The sequence below is a fragment of the Actinotalea sp. Marseille-Q4924 genome (genome assembly GCF_916618755.1).
Lineage (GTDB): Bacteria > Actinomycetota > Actinomycetes > Actinomycetales > Cellulomonadaceae > Actinotalea.
The window spans coordinates 1,062,190-1,077,988 of record NZ_CAKAKB010000003.1; the positions used below are offsets into that span (position 1 = coordinate 1,062,190).

At 71.1% G+C, this 15,799-nt stretch carries 25 protein-coding genes and 1 other RNA gene; 15 read left to right on the plus strand and 11 right to left on the minus strand.

Annotation, left to right across the window (positions count from 1 at the left end):
- Positions 1 to 129 precede the first annotated feature (129 nt).
- The 8 genes from LG379_RS11600 to LG379_RS11635 all read right to left on the minus strand — a co-directional run bounded on the left by LG379_RS11600 (position 130) and on the right by LG379_RS11635 (position 5,729).
- A complete protein-coding gene (locus LG379_RS11600; RefSeq protein WP_225754682.1) occupies positions 130 to 900 on the minus strand; it encodes an HIRAN domain-containing protein in 771 nt (256 codons plus the stop codon).
- A 358-nt stretch (positions 901 to 1,258) separates the two neighbouring features.
- Positions 1,259 to 2,380 carry a site-specific integrase gene (locus LG379_RS11605; protein WP_225754683.1) on the minus strand — a complete coding sequence of 374 codons (1,122 nt, stop codon included), beginning with the start codon at positions 2,378 to 2,380 and terminating at the stop codon, positions 1,259 to 1,261.
- A gap of 3 nt (positions 2,381 to 2,383) precedes the next feature.
- Complete coding sequence (locus LG379_RS11610; RefSeq protein ID WP_225754684.1) at positions 2,384 to 2,899, minus strand: hypothetical protein; 516 nt, start codon at positions 2,897 to 2,899, stop codon at positions 2,384 to 2,386.
- Positions 2,900 to 2,981: 82 nt separating this feature from the next.
- A complete protein-coding gene (locus tag LG379_RS11615; protein WP_225754685.1) occupies positions 2,982 to 3,209 on the minus strand; it encodes a DUF3263 domain-containing protein in 228 nt (75 codons plus the stop codon).
- Positions 3,203 to 3,616, minus strand: a complete 414-nt coding sequence (locus LG379_RS11620; RefSeq protein ID WP_225754686.1) for an ImmA/IrrE family metallo-endopeptidase — start codon at positions 3,614 to 3,616, stop codon at positions 3,203 to 3,205. The genes LG379_RS11615 and LG379_RS11620 overlap by 7 nt, the downstream gene beginning before the upstream one ends.
- A gap of 180 nt (positions 3,617 to 3,796) precedes the next feature.
- Positions 3,797 to 4,654 (minus strand): DUF3800 domain-containing protein, encoded by an 858-nt coding sequence (locus LG379_RS11625; protein WP_225754687.1) that lies wholly within the window; start codon positions 4,652 to 4,654, stop codon positions 3,797 to 3,799.
- Between the two features lie 5 nt (positions 4,655 to 4,659).
- On the minus strand, positions 4,660 to 5,226 hold the full coding sequence (locus LG379_RS11630) for a hypothetical protein (protein WP_225754688.1): 567 nt from the start codon (positions 5,224 to 5,226) through the stop codon (positions 4,660 to 4,662).
- Positions 5,223 to 5,729 carry a helix-turn-helix transcriptional regulator gene (locus LG379_RS11635; protein WP_225754689.1) on the minus strand — a complete coding sequence of 169 codons (507 nt, stop codon included), beginning with the start codon at positions 5,727 to 5,729 and terminating at the stop codon, positions 5,223 to 5,225. Before LG379_RS11635 ends, LG379_RS11630 begins: the two co-directional genes overlap by 4 nt.
- Positions 5,730 to 5,974: 245 nt before the next feature.
- Here LG379_RS11635 and LG379_RS11640 point away from each other — a divergent pair, with 245 nt between their 5' ends.
- From LG379_RS11640 to LG379_RS11700, 13 genes are all read left to right on the plus strand, one after another.
- Positions 5,975 to 6,214, plus strand: a complete 240-nt coding sequence (locus LG379_RS11640) for a helix-turn-helix domain-containing protein (protein WP_225754690.1) — start codon at positions 5,975 to 5,977, stop codon at positions 6,212 to 6,214.
- The gene (locus LG379_RS11645) at positions 6,214 to 6,417 is read left to right on the plus strand and encodes a helix-turn-helix domain-containing protein (RefSeq protein WP_225754691.1); all 204 of its coding nucleotides are present in this window, start codon (positions 6,214 to 6,216) and stop codon (positions 6,415 to 6,417) included. The genes LG379_RS11640 and LG379_RS11645 overlap by 1 nt, the downstream gene beginning before the upstream one ends.
- 79 nt (positions 6,418 to 6,496) lie before the next feature.
- A complete protein-coding gene (locus tag LG379_RS11650) occupies positions 6,497 to 6,871 on the plus strand; it encodes a hypothetical protein (RefSeq protein ID WP_225754692.1) in 375 nt (124 codons plus the stop codon).
- Positions 6,871 to 7,119, plus strand: a complete 249-nt coding sequence (locus LG379_RS11655) for a hypothetical protein (protein WP_225754693.1) — start codon at positions 6,871 to 6,873, stop codon at positions 7,117 to 7,119. Before LG379_RS11650 ends, LG379_RS11655 begins: the two co-directional genes overlap by 1 nt.
- Positions 7,112 to 7,378 (plus strand): hypothetical protein, encoded by a 267-nt coding sequence (locus LG379_RS11660; RefSeq protein ID WP_225754694.1) that lies wholly within the window; start codon positions 7,112 to 7,114, stop codon positions 7,376 to 7,378. Before LG379_RS11655 ends, LG379_RS11660 begins: the two co-directional genes overlap by 8 nt.
- Positions 7,375 to 7,626 (plus strand): hypothetical protein, encoded by a 252-nt coding sequence (locus tag LG379_RS11665; protein WP_225754695.1) that lies wholly within the window; start codon positions 7,375 to 7,377, stop codon positions 7,624 to 7,626. Before LG379_RS11660 ends, LG379_RS11665 begins: the two co-directional genes overlap by 4 nt.
- On the plus strand, positions 7,623 to 7,853 hold the full coding sequence (locus LG379_RS11670) for a hypothetical protein (protein ID WP_225754696.1): 231 nt from the start codon (positions 7,623 to 7,625) through the stop codon (positions 7,851 to 7,853). Before LG379_RS11665 ends, LG379_RS11670 begins: the two co-directional genes overlap by 4 nt.
- A gap of 76 nt (positions 7,854 to 7,929) precedes the next feature.
- Positions 7,930 to 8,310: a hypothetical protein gene (locus LG379_RS11675; RefSeq protein WP_225754697.1), complete on the plus strand. Its 381-nt coding sequence runs from the start codon at positions 7,930 to 7,932 to the stop codon at positions 8,308 to 8,310.
- A complete protein-coding gene (locus tag LG379_RS11680) occupies positions 8,307 to 8,738 on the plus strand; it encodes an HNH endonuclease signature motif containing protein (protein WP_225754698.1) in 432 nt (143 codons plus the stop codon). The genes LG379_RS11675 and LG379_RS11680 overlap by 4 nt, the downstream gene beginning before the upstream one ends.
- The gene (locus LG379_RS11685; protein ID WP_225754699.1) at positions 8,735 to 9,598 is read left to right on the plus strand and encodes a hypothetical protein; all 864 of its coding nucleotides are present in this window, start codon (positions 8,735 to 8,737) and stop codon (positions 9,596 to 9,598) included. The genes LG379_RS11680 and LG379_RS11685 overlap by 4 nt, the downstream gene beginning before the upstream one ends.
- A gap of 25 nt (positions 9,599 to 9,623) precedes the next feature.
- Entirely contained in the window at positions 9,624 to 10,289 is a 666-nt protein-coding gene (locus LG379_RS11690; protein ID WP_225754700.1) for a hypothetical protein, read from the plus strand.
- A gap of 323 nt (positions 10,290 to 10,612) precedes the next feature.
- On the plus strand, positions 10,613 to 10,948 hold the full coding sequence (locus LG379_RS11695; protein WP_225754701.1) for a hypothetical protein: 336 nt from the start codon (positions 10,613 to 10,615) through the stop codon (positions 10,946 to 10,948).
- A gap of 3 nt (positions 10,949 to 10,951) precedes the next feature.
- On the plus strand, positions 10,952 to 11,236 hold the full coding sequence (locus LG379_RS11700) for a hypothetical protein (protein WP_225754702.1): 285 nt from the start codon (positions 10,952 to 10,954) through the stop codon (positions 11,234 to 11,236).
- A 763-nt stretch (positions 11,237 to 11,999) separates the two neighbouring features.
- On the opposite strand, the gene LG379_RS11705 is transcribed toward LG379_RS11700, so the two are convergent.
- Complete coding sequence (locus tag LG379_RS11705) at positions 12,000 to 12,230, minus strand: hypothetical protein (protein WP_225754703.1); 231 nt, start codon at positions 12,228 to 12,230, stop codon at positions 12,000 to 12,002.
- Positions 12,231 to 12,976: 746 nt separating this feature from the next.
- Here LG379_RS11705 and LG379_RS11710 point away from each other — a divergent pair.
- Together LG379_RS11710 and LG379_RS11715 are read left to right on the plus strand one after the other, a co-directional pair.
- A complete protein-coding gene (locus LG379_RS11710) occupies positions 12,977 to 13,864 on the plus strand; it encodes an EAL domain-containing protein (protein ID WP_225754704.1) in 888 nt (295 codons plus the stop codon).
- 59 nt (positions 13,865 to 13,923) lie between these two features.
- Positions 13,924 to 14,172, plus strand: a complete 249-nt coding sequence (locus LG379_RS11715) for a hypothetical protein (protein WP_225754705.1) — start codon at positions 13,924 to 13,926, stop codon at positions 14,170 to 14,172.
- A 38-nt stretch (positions 14,173 to 14,210) separates the two neighbouring features.
- Here LG379_RS11715 and LG379_RS11720 read toward each other — a convergent pair whose 3' ends face one another.
- Positions 14,211 to 15,182, minus strand: a complete 972-nt coding sequence (locus tag LG379_RS11720; RefSeq protein ID WP_225754706.1) for a diguanylate cyclase — start codon at positions 15,180 to 15,182, stop codon at positions 14,211 to 14,213.
- A 192-nt stretch (positions 15,183 to 15,374) separates the two neighbouring features.
- Positions 15,375 to 15,761, minus strand: an RNA gene (gene rnpB / locus LG379_RS11725) — RNase P RNA component class A.
- Positions 15,762 to 15,799 lie beyond the last annotated feature (38 nt).

The following is a 15,799-nucleotide window of genomic DNA, read 5'->3' on the forward strand; positions in this document are numbered from 1 at the left end:
TGATCGGCCGGCCGGACGTGCCCCACGGCCGTGGGGCACCCTGCGGGTGGATGAGCCGGCCTGTACGCCGGGTACAGCGCGAACCCCTCCTGACCAGCAACGATACGCGCTGGGGGGCTGCACGGGGGCTCAGGAAGTCGGGGACTGTCCCTGGGTGTCGAGGAAACGCAGCCACACTGGGTCGACGTCCTGCGCCTTCGTCACGAAGAGGATGACGTCTGCCTTCAGCTCGTTGCCGCGGACCAGCGCCCTCGCCACGCTCTGCAGGCCCCGCCCGGCGACGCGCTCGATGAGCGGCTGGAGGTTCGCCGTCTGGGTCGGCGACAGCAGCCCGACCCGCTGACCGTCGAGCCGAACCTCGACAACCGAGACCGTCGACCGTGGGCGCTGCTCCGTCACCGCATGCAGGGTGACCGCTACGGGAACGTCGCGGCCGCGGGCATAGGCCGTGAGCACGTCCATGTGGCGGTCCTCCTGCGTGACCTGGATCTGACCGCCCCGGGGCAACACCACGTACGGCTCCGTCGGCAGCGAGTTCACGGGCCAGACGCCGTCCCGCGGCGGCATGTAGAGGGTGACACGTGCGTGCACCCTGTCCCCGGCATCCCGTGCCCAGGCGCGGGCGTCGACCACCATGCTCTGGTTCCGGCCCGCAAGGTCACTGACGACCGGATGCCAGGTGCGCGCCTTGTCGCGGTCCAGGTACCCGACGTGCTGCTCCTTGACCCAGACCGCGACAGCGTTGCCGTCGTGCGGGTTCGCGGAGTCGTCCGACAGCACAGCGGGGACGTACTCCTCCGCGCCGCCGTCGCTGTTGAAAGCTGCGCCAGAGAAGATCCGCCGGAAGGCGTCCGGTCGGTACGCCTCACCGACGACCTCGACGCTCGTGTAGCCGGGCAACCAGGGCTCCATGAACTGGCCCCGAGGCGGCGCGGGAGCGTACGACGACCGGTGGTCTCGGGAAGCAGCCGACCCTGCGGGCTGCCTAGCTCCTGGATTGGATCGCGCGGCCGCGGCCCTCGGCGCCTCGGTTCCGTTCGCCTGGGGTCGGACGGACTTCCACAGCCAGATCGCGCCGGCGACGGCGGCGACGGCGAGCAGGGGCCCCGCGTCACCGGCCGAGAGTAGAGCGATCGCAACCCCAGCGACGACAAGCCAGTAGATGGCCCCCAGACATCCCATCGAGGCAACGTAGCGCGGTCGGTACCGGCAGCTCGGACCGCCGAGGCGATCGCACCCGATCGGCGCAGCGTGTGCGTCAGCCCAGTGGCAGCCGCACGACCCCGTCGGTGGCGTCCCGCATCCGCTCGTCGTCGTCCGGCCACAGGTGCCCGTACGTCCGCAGCGTCTCCGTGGCGTCCTTGTGACCGAGCCGGTGTGCAACCGCCACCGGGGACAGACCCTGGGAGATGAGCAGGGACGCGTGGAAGTGGCGCAGCTCGTGCCAGCCGGAGCGCACGCTGAGGCCCATGGGGCGGGCGGCGTGCCGCCACGCCTCCGACGCCCGCTCACGGTTCACCGCGCCACCGCGGGCGCCGCGGACCACGAGCCCCTCCCCCGGTTCTCCGAGGTCGTCGACGGTGGCCTTGCCGATGCTGATGACCCGCCGTGACGACGTTGTCTTGAGCGGCCCCCACGCGGGCGCGGCGGCGGATCCGCCGACGAGCTGCCGGTCCACGCGAACCTGGGCGGAAGCCCCGTCCGGGGCGATCGCGACCCGGTCCCAGGTGAGGCCGCGCAGCTCCCCCGATCGCATGCCGGTCGCGGCCGCGAGGACGGCCATCCGCCGGTACGGGGTCCAGAGGCGGTCGACGAGCTCCTGCACCTGGGCGACGGTCAGCGGGATGACCGGCTCGCGGTCGACGGGCGGCAGGTTGATGCGCCGGCACGGGCTCGCGACGATGCGCCGCTCCTCCACGGCGAGGGAGAAGACACCGGCGAGGTAGACGTAGGCGACGCGGACAGTGGTCGGCGCCAAGTCGCGCGACCATGCGGTGACCGCGCGCTGCACGACGCCGCGGTCGACGTCGGCGAGGGCGTACCCGCCGAGGGTCGGGAGGATCGTGTTCGTCAGGCGTCGGCGGGCGACGTCCAGGCTCGTGGCGCGCTGGTGGACCTGCTCGGCGAGCCACCGGTCGGCCATCTCGGCGACGGTGATGCGGCCGCGGTCCGGGGGCACGTAGGTCCCCGACCGCTGGGACACCCCGACGTGCTCCAGGTGCGCCTGGGCGGCGTCCTTCGTCGTGAACGACCGCCGCCGGCGCGTGCCGTCGGGTTCGTGCCAGACGGCCTGCCAGCGCATCCCGGTGCCGTACCGGTCGGTGCGGACCCGTCGCCCGGACGGGCCGGGGGTGGTCCAGCGGTCAGCGACGTGCGCCATCGCTCATCCGATCTTGTTCCAGACGCCGCACTTGTTCTCGAAGTCCTGGCCGGGCGACAGCGTCACTGTCGGGAAGCCGCCCTCGGGTCCGTCGTTGTCGACGATGTCGCTGCCGTTCGTGCCCGATCGGAGGATCGCCCAGTAGCAGTACCCCGTGAGTTCGTTCGCGACCCGGTACGTCCCCGGCTCGATGTGGTCGCCAACCGTCCAGTACCCGTTCCGGATCTGTGTGGCCGCGACCCTCTTCTCCTCCGCGCCGACAGCGGCTTCGCGCGCCTCCAGATCGGCCTGGATAGCGTCGAGCTCCGCATCGCGGTTGATCGCTGCGATCTCGCGCTCGGCGACCTCCGCCAGTGCCTGTCGGGCGGTCTCACGGGTGTCGCGCACTTCGTCCTCGGCGGCCGCGACCTTGCTGAGCGCCTCGTCGCGCTCGGCCTCGACCGCCGCATACTGAGAGGACTGCGTCGGGTCGGCGGAGAACGCTGCGGCGCCGATGCCGAGGCCGACTGCTACACCCACCACCCCAGCTACCGCCGCTGGTACCAACCATCGGGGACGGCTGCGGCGCGAGGGTGCTGCGTCGGGTGCGCTCACCGTGGGCTCAGCGGACATCGTTGGCTCCCCTGCTGTCATGTAAGCCGCCAAGGCGGCGGACTGTCGCCGGGGCGTAGGCCGCCGCGGCGGGCTGATCCAACAACGCTGCCACGCGCTGGTAGTGCCGAACCGGGGTCACGCCGAAGGTCACCCGGATGGCGGCCTCCTTCGTGCCGGCGTACCGCCAGTGCTGTCCTTCGAAGTCCAGGACGGCGCGGTCGGCGTCGGTCAGCATGTGTGCTCCAGCTCCTCGTTGAGGGCCACGATGCGGGCCCGCTCGACGTCGGTGAGCCCGTCCAGGCGGGCCAGGAGGGTCGGTTCGTCCACCCACAGGCACTCGGCGACCTCCTGGAGCTCGTCCGCCCACCTCAGGGCGTCCAGGAGGTCCTCGATGTGCACCAGCCACCGAGCGGCCATGAGTGTCGCCTGGCGCTCCTCGCTGCTCGAGCACCCGTCGACGTGTCCCATCTCCACGTGCGCCAGCTCGTGAGCGAGGGTGCACCGCCGTTGCACCTGCGACAGGGACGGGCGGAGGACGATGACCTCGGCGCCGTCCGTCGCGCCGGAGCGGGCCCCGCGGAGCTGCCGCCAGAAGACCTCGAGGTCGGGTCGCGCTCTCAGGCGCCCCCAGGGATGGAACATGCCGGGACCGTACGAGCCAGCACCGACACGCCTCACCCGGTCACCGCCGGGCAGACCGCTACGCAGATGTGCAACTATGAACCAAGCGGCCCCGTGAGGAGCCTGCCAGGATGACCCGCGTTGCTGCCAGCGCTGCCCGCGAGGGATCGGTCCCTGGAGGCCCCTGACGGGGCCGCTCTCCTAGTACCGGCTAGTGCACGTTGCACATGGCCACCACGGCATCCCCTTCGCCCAAGCGCTGTCCGGACGCGCCTGGAGTCCAAGCGTGACGACGCACTCCTCCGAGCGCCTGATCTGATGCCAGGTGCTGACGAGGTGCGCACCGTCGACATCGCCCCACTTGCTTGGCCAGAAGGCCGCCTTGAGGAAGCCCGCATACACGTCCGCGACCTGGCTCATCTCGTACCGCTGTGCGTCGATCCAGCGAAGGTCTGTCATGAGATCAAAGGGCGTACCAGGAGCGTCTTGGCTCCTCTTGATCTGGAAGTACCGGTGCGTGTCAGTGTGATCATGATGCTGCACGTGTCCAAAGTTGACCTGCACCTGCCGCGCCCCTCCCCGCCAGTGACGAGCCGCCCACAGGATCCGCTGCAAGGTGGCGTACGCCACCACGTTGTAGAAGCGCGTGACGTCGTCGCGGTAGGACCCGTCGTACAGCTGGTTCTTGTTCGCCACCACGTGCACGACCTGTAGGCCCGGGACTGCCCGTAGCACAGAGGCGGCCCGGAGGCGCCGGTCCTGGTTGGTCTTGATGTCTTCCTTCCACGAGAGCGGCCGCGAAGGAGGCGTGCCGAAGTCTGCGCGTAGGAGCTCGAGCGCTGCACGCGCTTCCTTCTCAGCGTTGTCGTCAACCAGGACCGCTGACATGCCGAAGATCGGGCTCGCTGACTCGCCGTTTCCACGGTCCCCGGTCTCGTCCACATAGGCCCTCAGAAGTGGCAGCTTGAGGGCCCAATCCACCTTCGGGAACTCGACGAGGGGAATCTGCGACGACAGGCGCCGATCGATGAGGCCACCGAAGAGGGCCTCGGGAGACACGGGACTTACTCCCCCGGCTCGTCCGGCCGTGCTGCTGCGGGCCGGGTGCCGGCGGCGATGTCGTCGGCGATGCCGGCGCGGCGCCGGTGCGCGAGTGCGCGCGCCTTGTCGAGGCGCTCGTGGATCCTCGTACGGCCCACAGAGGTCGCGCATACGGAGACGTAGCGCTCGAGCACGCTGATCTCCGCGTCGTGATCGCCGAGCTTGCGGTCGATGATCGCGGCCTGCTCGGTGTACCAGGGCGCCGGCTCCCGGCCGTCCCGGTCTCGCTCGGCTGGGCTGATGCACTCTTCAAGGAGCCGGAGCGCCTCTTCGTAGCGCTCTTCACGCTTGAGCTCGCGCACGGTGTCCGGCCACTCGGTGTAGTGCTTCCCGCGCACGAGACCGCGTCTCTCACGGTCGGCCTCTTCCCCGCCAGCGGCCAACCTGTCCAGCCGCAGCCGCTCCTTCCGTGCAGCGTTCTCCGCTCTGCGCTGCTCGCTTTGGGTCGCGTAGCCGGCGTCGCCTGGTCGGACTACCTCCGCCTGCGGCGTCCCGTCACGAGCACGGAGCAACCGGCGGAGGAAGCTCACGAGTCCTCCCCCTCCGTCGCATCCGACGTATCGCGCCGGGCGGCGCTTGGGACCTCATCGGCCGCGATCTGGTCGGCCTTGAGGCTTCGGCGCCGGTGCGCGAGCTCGTCCGCAACGTCAACACCTGGGCCTGCGGGTGCGGTGACCTCAGCGGCGTGACGCTCGGTCATGGGGGCGGACTGGTGTCCATCACGGCTCCTCTGGCCATGCAGGCGTGAGCGGAGCAGCTCTAGGAGCTCCTCGTCCGTCAGGTCCTGCGGGTCGTTGATGAGGACCTTGGCCTTGGCCTCCTCTGGGGTGAGGAAGCCGGCCGCGACGAACGCCTCGAGCACCGGTCGGCCGTAGGCGCGGGCGAACCGCGCTGCCGGGCCGGGGTCGACGCCCTGCTTGCCGCTGCGCCAGCGGGAGACCGTCGGTCCGGAGACACCGGCCGCCTGGGCGATGTCGCCCTGAGCCGCTCCGGAGCTGACGCGCTCCACGTACTGCCACCAGGTCATGGCCATGACGCTCCCACCTCTGACGGGCCCGTTCCCCCGTTCGATCCATCTTGCGTTGCCGCAACGCACAAGGCCGTCAAGTTACACGGCGTGTCTTTCCGCAGGTCAACAGTGCTTGCGTTCACCCAAGTGGTGGTCCGTTACCGAACTGTGACCCTCCTGCATTGCGTTGTCGTACTTACGTGTGGCAACCTAACTACGTCGCCGCAAGACAGCAGGTCAGCCGCTCCAACGCACAGGAAGGAGGACGGATGGTCGCCACGCTCCGACTCCGAACCGAGCAGCTCGGGAAGTACCGCACACTCGCCGGGCTCACCACGGACGCGTCCCTGGCAGAGCGCATGCAGGTCGACCCCGCCACCGTCTCCCGCGTCCTGCGCGGCCACCAGGCCCCCGGGCCCCGCTTCATCGCCGCGCTCGTCGACGCGTTCCCCGGCATGGACCTCGACGACCTGTTCGAGGTCGTCCCCAGCGAGAAGGTCCCGGCCTGATGGGCGACCTCACCGTCCACGAGGTCGCCGCCCAGCTCGGCGAGCACCCCGAGACCGTCCGCACCCTCATCCGCCGCGGGGACCTGGTCGCCCGCAAGGCCGGGCTCGGTGGGCGCACGTCGCCGTACCGGATCCGGCAGGCCGCCGTCGACGAGTTCGTCGCCCGACGCGAGGCCCTCACCCGGTCCGGCCGCACCGCCTGACCCACCCCCACGCACAGCGAAGGCCGGCCCCGCGCCAACGAGAACCGGCCTCCGCCAGAACTGACAGGAGCAGCATCCCATGAACAACCCCACCACCCGGCGACCCCGACCGTCCGTCGCAGCCCGGCCCGCCGCCTTCGGCCTCCTCGAGCTCGAAGCCGCGCTCCACCTGCACGACTGCCCCGACGCGGTCTACTGCCAGCATGTCGGCGGCACCCGCCGCGCACACCTCGCCGACCCGTGGGCCACCCCCGCCGGCATGAACCCCGCACTCCTCGACTCCTACGCCTGGGCGCGCGCCATGCCCCCGGCGATCCTCGAGTACTGGTGCATGAGCACCGGTGAGCGCGAGGAGCTTGGCCGCGGCCACGAGGTCCTCGCGCAGCGGCACGTCGTGCTCGGCGACGACGCCCCCGTCGGTGAGGTCCCCGCTCTGGACGGGCGGGCCGCGTGATGGGCGCCCTCGAGCAGGCGCGCGCCGCCGTCGCAGGCGCCAACACCTGCGCGGACGGCGGTACGGCCAACGGCGTCACCGTCGCGGACCTCGCGCACGCCGAGGCGATGCTCGCCGTCGCCGAGGAGCAGCGCACCGGGAACCTGTTGGCGTACCTCGCATCCGGCCAGACCCTCGCGAGCGAGCTCCGGCCCCTGGTACTGCAGATCCGGGAGCGGCTCGGGATCGGCGGTGAGTTCCGTGGCTGAGCTCTCCCCCGCCGCCCGCCTGACCCTGACCCGCCGCCCGCCCGAGGGCGCGGACTGGTCGGACTACGAGCCGCCGTCGCAGCCGACGGGGCCGCGCACCGCCGAGCAGGACGCGGCCCTGGACCGGCTCCTCGCCGCTGACCCGTGGGCGGAGCCGCCGGCCGGGGACTGCAGCTGCACGCCCGACGAGCCGTGCCGCGCCATCGACTGCGAGCACTGCAACCGCCGCCACGACTGCCCGGGGAGGGACGCAGCATGACCGCCACGACCAAGACCTGGGTCGACGAGGTCGCCGCGATCGCCACCATGGCCGACGTCGACGTCACCGAGTCGGACGTCTGGTTCGTCTGCCTGTGCACCGACCACCGGCACGGCATCGAGGACCGGGCCAGCGACCCCACCCCTCACCGGTCGATCGCCGAGCACGCCCGGCTCTACGTCGGCGGCTCCCACATCGTCCACGCCCGCCGGGTCGTGCTCGACGAGGTCACGGCGGTGCCGTCGTGAACGCCCGCCTGCAGCACCTGCGCGCCGGGGACCTCGACGCCCGCCACATCGGCCAGCGCCTCACCGTCACCACCGAACAGGGCATCGTCACCGGCGGCCTGTCCGACGTCCAGCAGCACCCCCGCGACCACCGCACACGCCTGTGGATCGGCGGCCGCCACGGCGACGTCCCCAGCGCCGCCACCGTCACCACCGGCGACCTCGACCTCCCCGGCGGTGCGCCGTGACCGGCCTCCTCATCTGCCTCCTGCTCGCCGCCGGCATCGCCTGGGCGTGCGACACGTACCGGAAGGGACACCGCCCGTGACCACCACCGACCACACCGACGACGTCGTCGACGACGCTCGCACCGACGAGCAGATCGAGCTCGAGGCCCTCGCCCTGGAGGACGTCAAGCTCGCCGACGAGGCCGAGGCGATCGCCGAGCGCCGCGAGCAGATCCGCGCCCGCCTCCTCGCCCTGCACCCCGGCACCGGCTCCATCCCCGCCGGGCCCTACAAGGTGACCGTCCGCACCGGTGCCCGCCGCCTGGACCCGGCGAAGGTCGCCGAGGCGTACCCGGTCGTCGAGCACCCCGAGCTGTACAAGCCCGCGATCGATACGGCAGCGGTCAAGCACCACCTGGCGCCGGCCGAGCTCGAGCGGTACCAGACCGTCGGTAAGCCCACGGTCGTGATCGCGTGAAGACGTGCACCGTGGCCGACTGCGGCCGGGACACCACCAAGGGCACCGGCGGCCTGTGCGGGATGCACACCCAGCGCATGAAGCGCACCGGCACCCTCGGCCCCGCCGGGTACCTCCGCGACCCGGCGCGTTCGATGGAGCAGCGCGTCTTCGCCCAGCTCGTCGAGCAGGCCGACACCGGCTGCTGGCTCTGGCAGGGCGCCCTGCGCAACGGCTACGGCGCCATCGGCGAGGGCCAGGCGGTCGTCTACGTGCACCGGTGGGTCTACGAGCACCTCGTCGCGGATATCCCCGACGGCCTCGTCATCGACCACCTGTGCCTCAACCGGCCGTGTGCGAACCCCGAGCACCTCGAGCCGGTCACCCGCGACGTGAACAACGCCCGCGGCGGGCACGAGCACGGCGCCCGGAAGGCAGCGACGGCATGACGCTCATGACCGACCTCGGCCCGTCGGCCAGCTACGTCGGCGGCCACGCGACCGACGCGCTGCGGGACATCCGCGCGCTGATCGAGCACGCCATCACCAACCACCCCCGGTCGCTGCAGAGGCGCATCGGCCCGTCGGAGATCGGCAACCCGTGCGATCACTGCCTGGCGGCGAAGTTGGCGGGCTGGCAGCAGGTCGACGAACGGTCGGTGCCGTGGCTGCCGACGGTCGGCACCGCGGTGCACGCGTGGCTCGAGGAGCAGGTGATCCGCCACGAGGTCGACCGGATCGGCAACCTCTCCGACCCGGGCCGGCGGTACCTGTGCGAGCAGGCCGTCATGGTCGGCACGATCGCCGGACAGGACATCTGGGGCTCCACCGACCTCGTCGACGTCCACACCGGAACGATCATCGACTACAAGATCGTCGGTCTCACCACCCTCAAGAAGGCCAAGGCCGGGCCCTCCCCGGAGTACCGCGCCCAGGCACACCTGTACGCGAAGGGGTGGAACGACGCCGGCGTCCGCGTCGACCACGTCGCCATCGCTTACCTGCCCCGCAACGCCATGTCCCTCGACGACGGGCTCTGGTGGCACGAACCCCACGACCGCTCGATCGCCGAGGCCGCGCTCGAGCGCGCGAACCGGCTCGCCACCAACCTCACCGCCCTCACCGCGCTCGGCCCCGACGCCGTCGCCGCATGGATCCGGCAGCTCGCCCGCCACGACGGCTGCTGGGACTGCTCCCGCTACCCCGACGGCGCCGGCATCACCCGGCCCGGTCACAGACCCCCGGCGGACACCCTCGCCGGGCTCATCCCCCCGACCGCTCCCGCGGCCGGGACCACCACCGCCGCGTGAGCGGCACGACGCAGGAGACGACGAGATGACCACGCAGACCCCCAACGCCAACGACGTCCTCATGGGCGGCGGCGGCGCCCCGTCCTGGAAGTTCACCGAGCCCGGCACCACCCGCACCGGCGTCATCAAGGCCCCGCCGCAGGCCCACCAGGAGAAGGACTACGACCCGAACAACCCCGGCGGCGGGAAGCCCAAGTTCTACCCCTCCGGCGACCCGATCATGGGCATCACCGTCGAGGTCCAGACCGACGACCGCGACCCCGGCATCGAGGACGACGACGGCGCCCGCACCTTCTGGATCGAGGGCCGCTACCTCAAGGACGCCGTCCGCGCCGCCGTCCGCGCCGCCGGCGCCAACGGCCTGCAGGTCGGCGGGCGCATCACCGTGACGTTCACGCACCGCGAGGACCCCATGGACAAGCGGTCCCGCAAGTACTGGGACGTCCAGTACGTCCCCGCGGGGAACGCCGCCCTCATGACCGGCGACGCCACCCCCGCGCCCGCACCGGCCCCGGCCGCACCGGCAGCGCAGGCGCCCGCGGCGGCGGCACCGGTCCCGGCTCCGCCCGGGGACACCCCCGCGGACAAGGCCCGCGCGCTCATCGCCGTCGGCCTCGACGACACCACCATCGGCGCCGCCGTCGGCTTGGACGCCTCGGTCGTCGCGATCATCCGCAGCTCCGCCGCCTGACCGCGGCAGCCCTGCCCCGGGTGCGAGCCCGGGGCAGGGCACCACCACTGGACCCCAGCCGACCCCAGGAGGACCCGTGCCGCGACCAACAAGAAAGAGCCACGCCGAGGAACCGGCGGCGTGGGACCCGAGGCGCTCTAGCCGACCTTGGAGCTCGCCACGCTCCGCGGCAACGGGGCGGTCGCCTTCTCCCGCGCGCCCGCTACGGAGGTCCATGTGAACTCGACCACCCGACGCTCTTCCACCCAGGTGACGCCCGACCATTCCTGCGGTGTGCGGTCCACCACCACGTACACGACTTGGCCCACGGGCAACTGCAGCCAGTGCTGCGGCTGCCCGCCGTCACCCAGGCGGCGACCGGGACCGTGACACCGCCCGCCTACACCGGGGCCGCGACCTCCACGCTGCCCCCGCTGGTGCAGGGGGCAACCGGCGACACGACGCGCCCCACCGTCGCCGGGGACGCCACGACGGTCCTGCCGCTCCCCACCCAGATAGCCGCCGGGTCCGCGATCGACGCCTCCGCGTACCGCGACATCACCGTCACCTTCGGCGAGCTCACCGGGCACCCGCTTCAGGTGACCGACCTGCGCGGGCACCCGCTGCGAGTCACGAACCTGGAAGCACACCCGCTGACCGTCACGAACCTCAGGAGCTGACCCATGGCCGGATCAGTCACCATCCCCCGCGGCGGCCGCGAGTACGTCACCGCCGACGTCGCCGGAGTCCCCGACGACGCGCCCCTTGAGGTGACCGTCGACCGGGCCACCTGGCTGGCCGCCGAGCGGCTCCCCGGCAAGCTCCGGTTCCTGGCCGCCGCGCCCGACGTCACCGGCAACCCCGCGAACACCGTCGTCGTCCCCCTCGGCCGCTCCGCCGTCCACGCCCGCCTGGCCGACAACCCCGAGATCGTCATCCGCGACGTCGGCTACATCGACCTGAAGTGACCGAACACCTGGACGTGGCGCACGGGCGGGCCGCAAGACGTCGACGCGCCGGGCCGAGGTCGCACGGAGCCCGGTAGCACTCCGAGCGGAGTCCCGCCGCACGCCACCAGCCCCCGCCCGGCCCTCTTCGGCGGGTCGGGCGGGGCCTTCTTCGTGTCGGAGTCCCGGGATCCCTCGTCCGCGATCGCGGCCCACGTTGACGGTGGGTGAACGTTGTGCGGCGAGATGCCTTTCACCCTTGCCGCTGACTCAGTCCCGCCCTAGCGTCGGCGGTGCTCGCACGGCAGCTGATCTCGCTGACCGGCTGCCGGTGGGAAGTCGCTCGGCCCACCGGGCGCTTATCGCCCCCGTCCGATCCCAGGATCGGACGGGGGCCTTTCTTCGTCCGCGCCGACGCACTACGTTGGAAGGCCCTCGTGGTGGAGGCCCTAGGCCTCTGTGCTGCCACGGGATAGGACCCCCGCCGGGCGTGTTTACCTCGCGTTCGGCGGGGGTCGCTCAGAGGGTCTTCGTGGCTGGAAGCTGGTCCCTGCATGGAGCGGGCGTCCGGACCGCTCCTGGCCGCGGAGAACCTGATCACGCTAGGCTCGCGGCAGCCCGTGGAGAGGCAACTCATCGGCCTCACCTGCTGCCACGGGTCAGGCCCCCGTCGGACCCCTTGCCTACGCCGGCGGGGGCCACCTCACGTCGCCCCTGTTCCGCTTGAGGCGTCGCCCTGAACCCCTGACAGACCGGCGTTCCTCTGGTGCGGCCAAGGAAGCCCTCAGGCGTTCACCGGTTCGTCGTCGAAGAGATTGACGCGGACAGCCACCGGCACGAGTCGTGCCGCCAGTGCGTTGAGAGACGCCGGGTCGAGGTCTGCTGGAAGGTTCAACTCCACCCGAAGCCAGCCGAGCGGGCCTGGGCTTGCCGCTCTCACCAGCCCGCCCAGTGCAGCGAGCACAGCCGTGTCATCGCCGTTCAACGGAAGGATCTGCAGGGACAGCGGGGGCATCGTTGGCCTTTCGGTCTGGGTGCAACTCCTCTTCGGCCCTGTCGGCTCGGGGATGAGTGCTCACGGCCTCGGTTCACCCGACCGTGCCGTGCGTTAGCCAGTACCGGTCGCCCTGTCTGGCCCCGAGAACCCCAACCAGACGAGCGTCCTATTCGGTTGATTCAACGCACTAACCACATCTCGGGCAGTTGAACCGTCTAGTTTAGCCCTCGGCGGCGTCCACCGGCTGGGCGGCGGTGTCCCAATTTGCGCCATTGCTGCCCCGTCGTCACAGGCGCAATTCCGGACAGTTCGTCACCTGTACGCATTTTCACCCGTTAGAGACTCGCGGAATGCGCTATTGGCGGCAACGATCGGCTTGTCAAAGGTCACTTGACTGGCTGGCGAGGGAGTTCACCGTGACAACCGATAGGCCCGACGGTGTTGCCGCGCTTGGACAGCCCACGCCAACGCTGCCACCTGGCGTAGCGCGGCTGAGCCACTCGGTCCGAGCCATGCGTCGGGTGCCGACCTGGCGCTGGACAGTGATGATCGCGTCACTTCTCGCACTGATCTGGCTCCTCGTCGCAGCGACAGGAGGAACGCGTACAGCGCTTCCGCACCTCTTCTACCTACCGATCCTCCTAGCCGTCGGCGCCTGCGGGGCGCGCGGCGGCCTGGCGGCCGCCGCTGTGTCCGCCCTGCTCGCCGGTCCATTCATGCCAGGTGACCCTCAGGTGCTCGTGTTTTGGATGATCCGAGGCGGCATGTTCGCGCTGGTCGCCCTCGCGATGGCGGCAGCCCTGACAGCGCAGGAAGCGCATCTTCGTGACCAGGTGCGAAAGGACCTCACACGCGCCCTGGACCTCGAGCCCCGTCCAGCTGACCCCGAGGATGCCGAGCTGACCGAGCAGGTGCCCAAGGCGCTGCAGCGTCGCGAGTACGACATCGTGTTCCAGCCGATCTACTCACTGCAGGACGGACAGATCGACGCCATCGAGGCGCTCACCCGGTTCCGGCTGCAGCCGTACCGGTCGCCGGACAGGTGGTTCTCCGCTGCAGACGCCGTCGGCCTGGGTACCGAGCTCCAGCTTGCGGTACTGGAGTCTGCCCTCACGGCCGCACGGGCCGCCCCGAGCAACGTCGCGGTGGCTCTGAACGTCTCAGCAGCCACGCTTGCGGACCCCGGCTTGCCGGCCGTCCTCGCGGGACACGCGCGTCAGGTGATCCTCGAGCTCACCGAGCACGACGTGATCGGCAACTACGCCTTCCTGCAGGAACGCCTCAAGCCGCTACGCGAGAGCGGGGTGCAGATCGCCGTGGACGATGCCGGCGCCGGCGCGGCGAGCTTCCGGCACATCGTCCAGCTCCGACCCGACATGATCAAACTCGACGCCTCCCTCACGCAAGGGGTCCGCGACAGCCAGGTTCTGCAGACACTCGGCCGGTCGTTCGTCTCCTTCGCGCACGACACCGGCTCGCTGCTAGTCGTGGAAGGCATTGAGAACCACGACGACCTCACCCAGTGGGCGACACTTGGCGCGGACTGCGCCCAGGGTTACCTCCTCGCGCGCCCAGCGTCGATCGGGTCCCTGCGGTTGGCCGGCACAACCGGCACCACGGCGACGGGGATCCCCACCCAGCGTCGACGCTGATCGCCGGCGGCCAACCCCCGGGTGTCAGCGATGTCCGCGCCCGGGTGCACCATGGCCCCATGCAGCTCGCGCCCGCCCCCGCCTACGCCGGCTGGGTCGTCAACCACGGCGACCCCGACGGCAAGGTCCGCATGCTCGAGCAGCCCCGGCGGGCCGTCGTCGACGCCCACACCTACGGCGGGCACCAGGTGCGCCTGCAGCTGTTCGTCATCGCCACCGCGCCAGGGTGGGTGTGCGTCGAGCAGGACCTCGCCGAGCGGGCGCCGTGGCGGGCGTGGGTGCCGTCCAGGACGGCGACGCCGGTGTGAGCCCCCGGGCGCAGAACCGTCGCCGGCTCGCGATTCTCTCAGTGACGTCGAGGGATGAGTGATCGTCGTGGCGCGATGGATCGACGCTTCTTGGCGGCGTAGAGCTTCGCGTCAGCGCGCGCGATGACGTCTTGCAGGGCCTCGCCGTGCCACTGCGCCACCCCGTAGGTCCACGGCGCGTCGCTCAGCGTGCGGAGACGGTCGAACACGGTGTGTGCCCGGCGTTCGTCGAGACCGGGAAGGAGGAGCGCGAACTCGTCGCCGCCGAGGCGCCCGACCGCGTCCTCAGCCCTCAGAGCACCGCGAACGGCGGTCACCAGGTCGACCAGCACCTCGTCGCCGGCCGCGTGGCCGCCTTCATCGTTGACGCGCTTGAAGTCGTCGAGGTCCATCAGCCCGATCACCAGTGGCGACCCGGACCTCCGCGACCGCGCAATCTCGGTAGCGGCGACTTCCAGGAACCGGCGTCTTGACAGAGCGCCCGTGAGGGGGTCCTCGGCGGCGTCAGCGCGCAGGGTGTCTACGTTCTCGTTCAGGACCCAGGCGACGCCGAAGACGGTGGCCATGACGAAGACCATCGACTGGACCGGGGACATCGCTGCGGCCTCCCACAGTCCCAGTGCCAGTGCACCGCCGATGGCCGTCAGGTGCGCCAGCATCACTCGTCTGCTGTGGAAGACGGCGCTGTAGGCGGCGACCCATGCGAACGCAACGGTCGTCACACCGGTGCCGGTCGGTGTGGTGGAGGCGCCCACGGCGGTACCGATCAGCGTGGTCGCAAGGAGCAGCACCAGGTGCGGCACGACCACGGGGCAACGTCGACGAACCCTCCACAACGACACCCCGAGCACGGCCCCCGCCACCCCCATGGCGCCAGTCAGTACCCGTGGAGCGGTGCTGCTGAACGGCACGGCCACCAAGAAGGCACAGACGAGCGCGGTCGCGAGACAGGCCTTCGCCAGCGTCGCGACCTCGCTCGCGTGCGCGTGGTGTCTCAGGGCCGTGGTCATGGTGATCAAATCATCGGCCCTGGGACCGCCCCGTTGAGCGATCGACGCGCCTACCCCTCGGGGGCTCCTCGGGGGCTCCGCGCAACCGCCAGTGACTGTAAGTGCTGGTCAGCGGTTCGACCCCGGCGGCCCCCGAAAGACCCTCTGGGGGCCTCTCCGGAGGTAAGTCTGCAGGTCAGAGTCCCCGAAGGGTGGATGAGTCGGCCTGTACGCCGGGTTCTGTCCCCGCGCGCGGTCTCCCCCGCGCGGGTGGCGGCCATCCCTCTAGGACGTACGTTGCCGCACGCCTCCAGCGGTCTACCCGGGAGCTCGGGCGAGCAGCCCTCGGACGCTCCCTGTCTGACCTTGCTCCAGGTGGGGTTTACCGAGCCGTGCCGGTCACCCGGCACGCTGGTGGTCTCTTACACCACCGTTTCACCCTTACCCCGTCGCCCGGCCGAGGCCGGACGTCGAGGCGGTCTGCTTTCTGTGGCACTGTCCCGCGGGTCACCCCGGGTGGGCGTTACCCACCACCTCGCTCTGCGGAGCCCGGACGTTCCTCGGCGAGGTCTCCCTCGACGCGACCGCCCGGCCGACTCATCCGTGCCCAGCCTACCGCGGCCCACCGCACCGACCGC

Excerpts from the sequence above, each read along its gene's own strand:
- LG379_RS11605 (WP_225754683.1), bottom strand. The coding sequence starts at position 2,380 with ATGGCGCACGTCGCTGACCGCTGGACCACCCCCGGCCCGTCCGGGCGA.
- LG379_RS11615 (WP_225754685.1), bottom strand. The coding sequence starts at position 3,209 with ATGCTGACCGACGCCGACCGCGCCGTCCTGGACTTCGAAGGACAGCAC.
- LG379_RS11620 (WP_225754686.1), bottom strand. The coding sequence starts at position 3,616 with ATGTTCCATCCCTGGGGGCGCCTGAGAGCGCGACCCGACCTCGAGGTC.
- LG379_RS11635 (WP_225754689.1), bottom strand. The coding sequence starts at position 5,729 with ATGGCCATGACCTGGTGGCAGTACGTGGAGCGCGTCAGCTCCGGAGCG.
- LG379_RS11640 (WP_225754690.1), top strand. The coding sequence starts at position 5,975 with ATGGTCGCCACGCTCCGACTCCGAACCGAGCAGCTCGGGAAGTACCGC.
- LG379_RS11645 (WP_225754691.1), top strand. The coding sequence starts at position 6,214 with ATGGGCGACCTCACCGTCCACGAGGTCGCCGCCCAGCTCGGCGAGCAC.
- LG379_RS11650 (WP_225754692.1), top strand. The coding sequence starts at position 6,497 with ATGAACAACCCCACCACCCGGCGACCCCGACCGTCCGTCGCAGCCCGG.
- LG379_RS11655 (WP_225754693.1), top strand. The coding sequence starts at position 6,871 with ATGGGCGCCCTCGAGCAGGCGCGCGCCGCCGTCGCAGGCGCCAACACC.
- LG379_RS11665 (WP_225754695.1), top strand. The coding sequence starts at position 7,375 with ATGACCGCCACGACCAAGACCTGGGTCGACGAGGTCGCCGCGATCGCC.
- LG379_RS11685 (WP_225754699.1), top strand. The coding sequence starts at position 8,735 with ATGACGCTCATGACCGACCTCGGCCCGTCGGCCAGCTACGTCGGCGGC.
- LG379_RS11690 (WP_225754700.1), top strand. The coding sequence starts at position 9,624 with ATGACCACGCAGACCCCCAACGCCAACGACGTCCTCATGGGCGGCGGC.
- LG379_RS11700 (WP_225754702.1), top strand. The coding sequence starts at position 10,952 with ATGGCCGGATCAGTCACCATCCCCCGCGGCGGCCGCGAGTACGTCACC.
- LG379_RS11705 (WP_225754703.1), bottom strand. The coding sequence starts at position 12,230 with ATGCCCCCGCTGTCCCTGCAGATCCTTCCGTTGAACGGCGATGACACG.
- LG379_RS11710 (WP_225754704.1), top strand. The coding sequence starts at position 12,977 with ATGTTCGCGCTGGTCGCCCTCGCGATGGCGGCAGCCCTGACAGCGCAG.
- LG379_RS11715 (WP_225754705.1), top strand. The coding sequence starts at position 13,924 with ATGCAGCTCGCGCCCGCCCCCGCCTACGCCGGCTGGGTCGTCAACCAC.
- LG379_RS11720 (WP_225754706.1), bottom strand. The coding sequence starts at position 15,182 with ATGACCACGGCCCTGAGACACCACGCGCACGCGAGCGAGGTCGCGACG.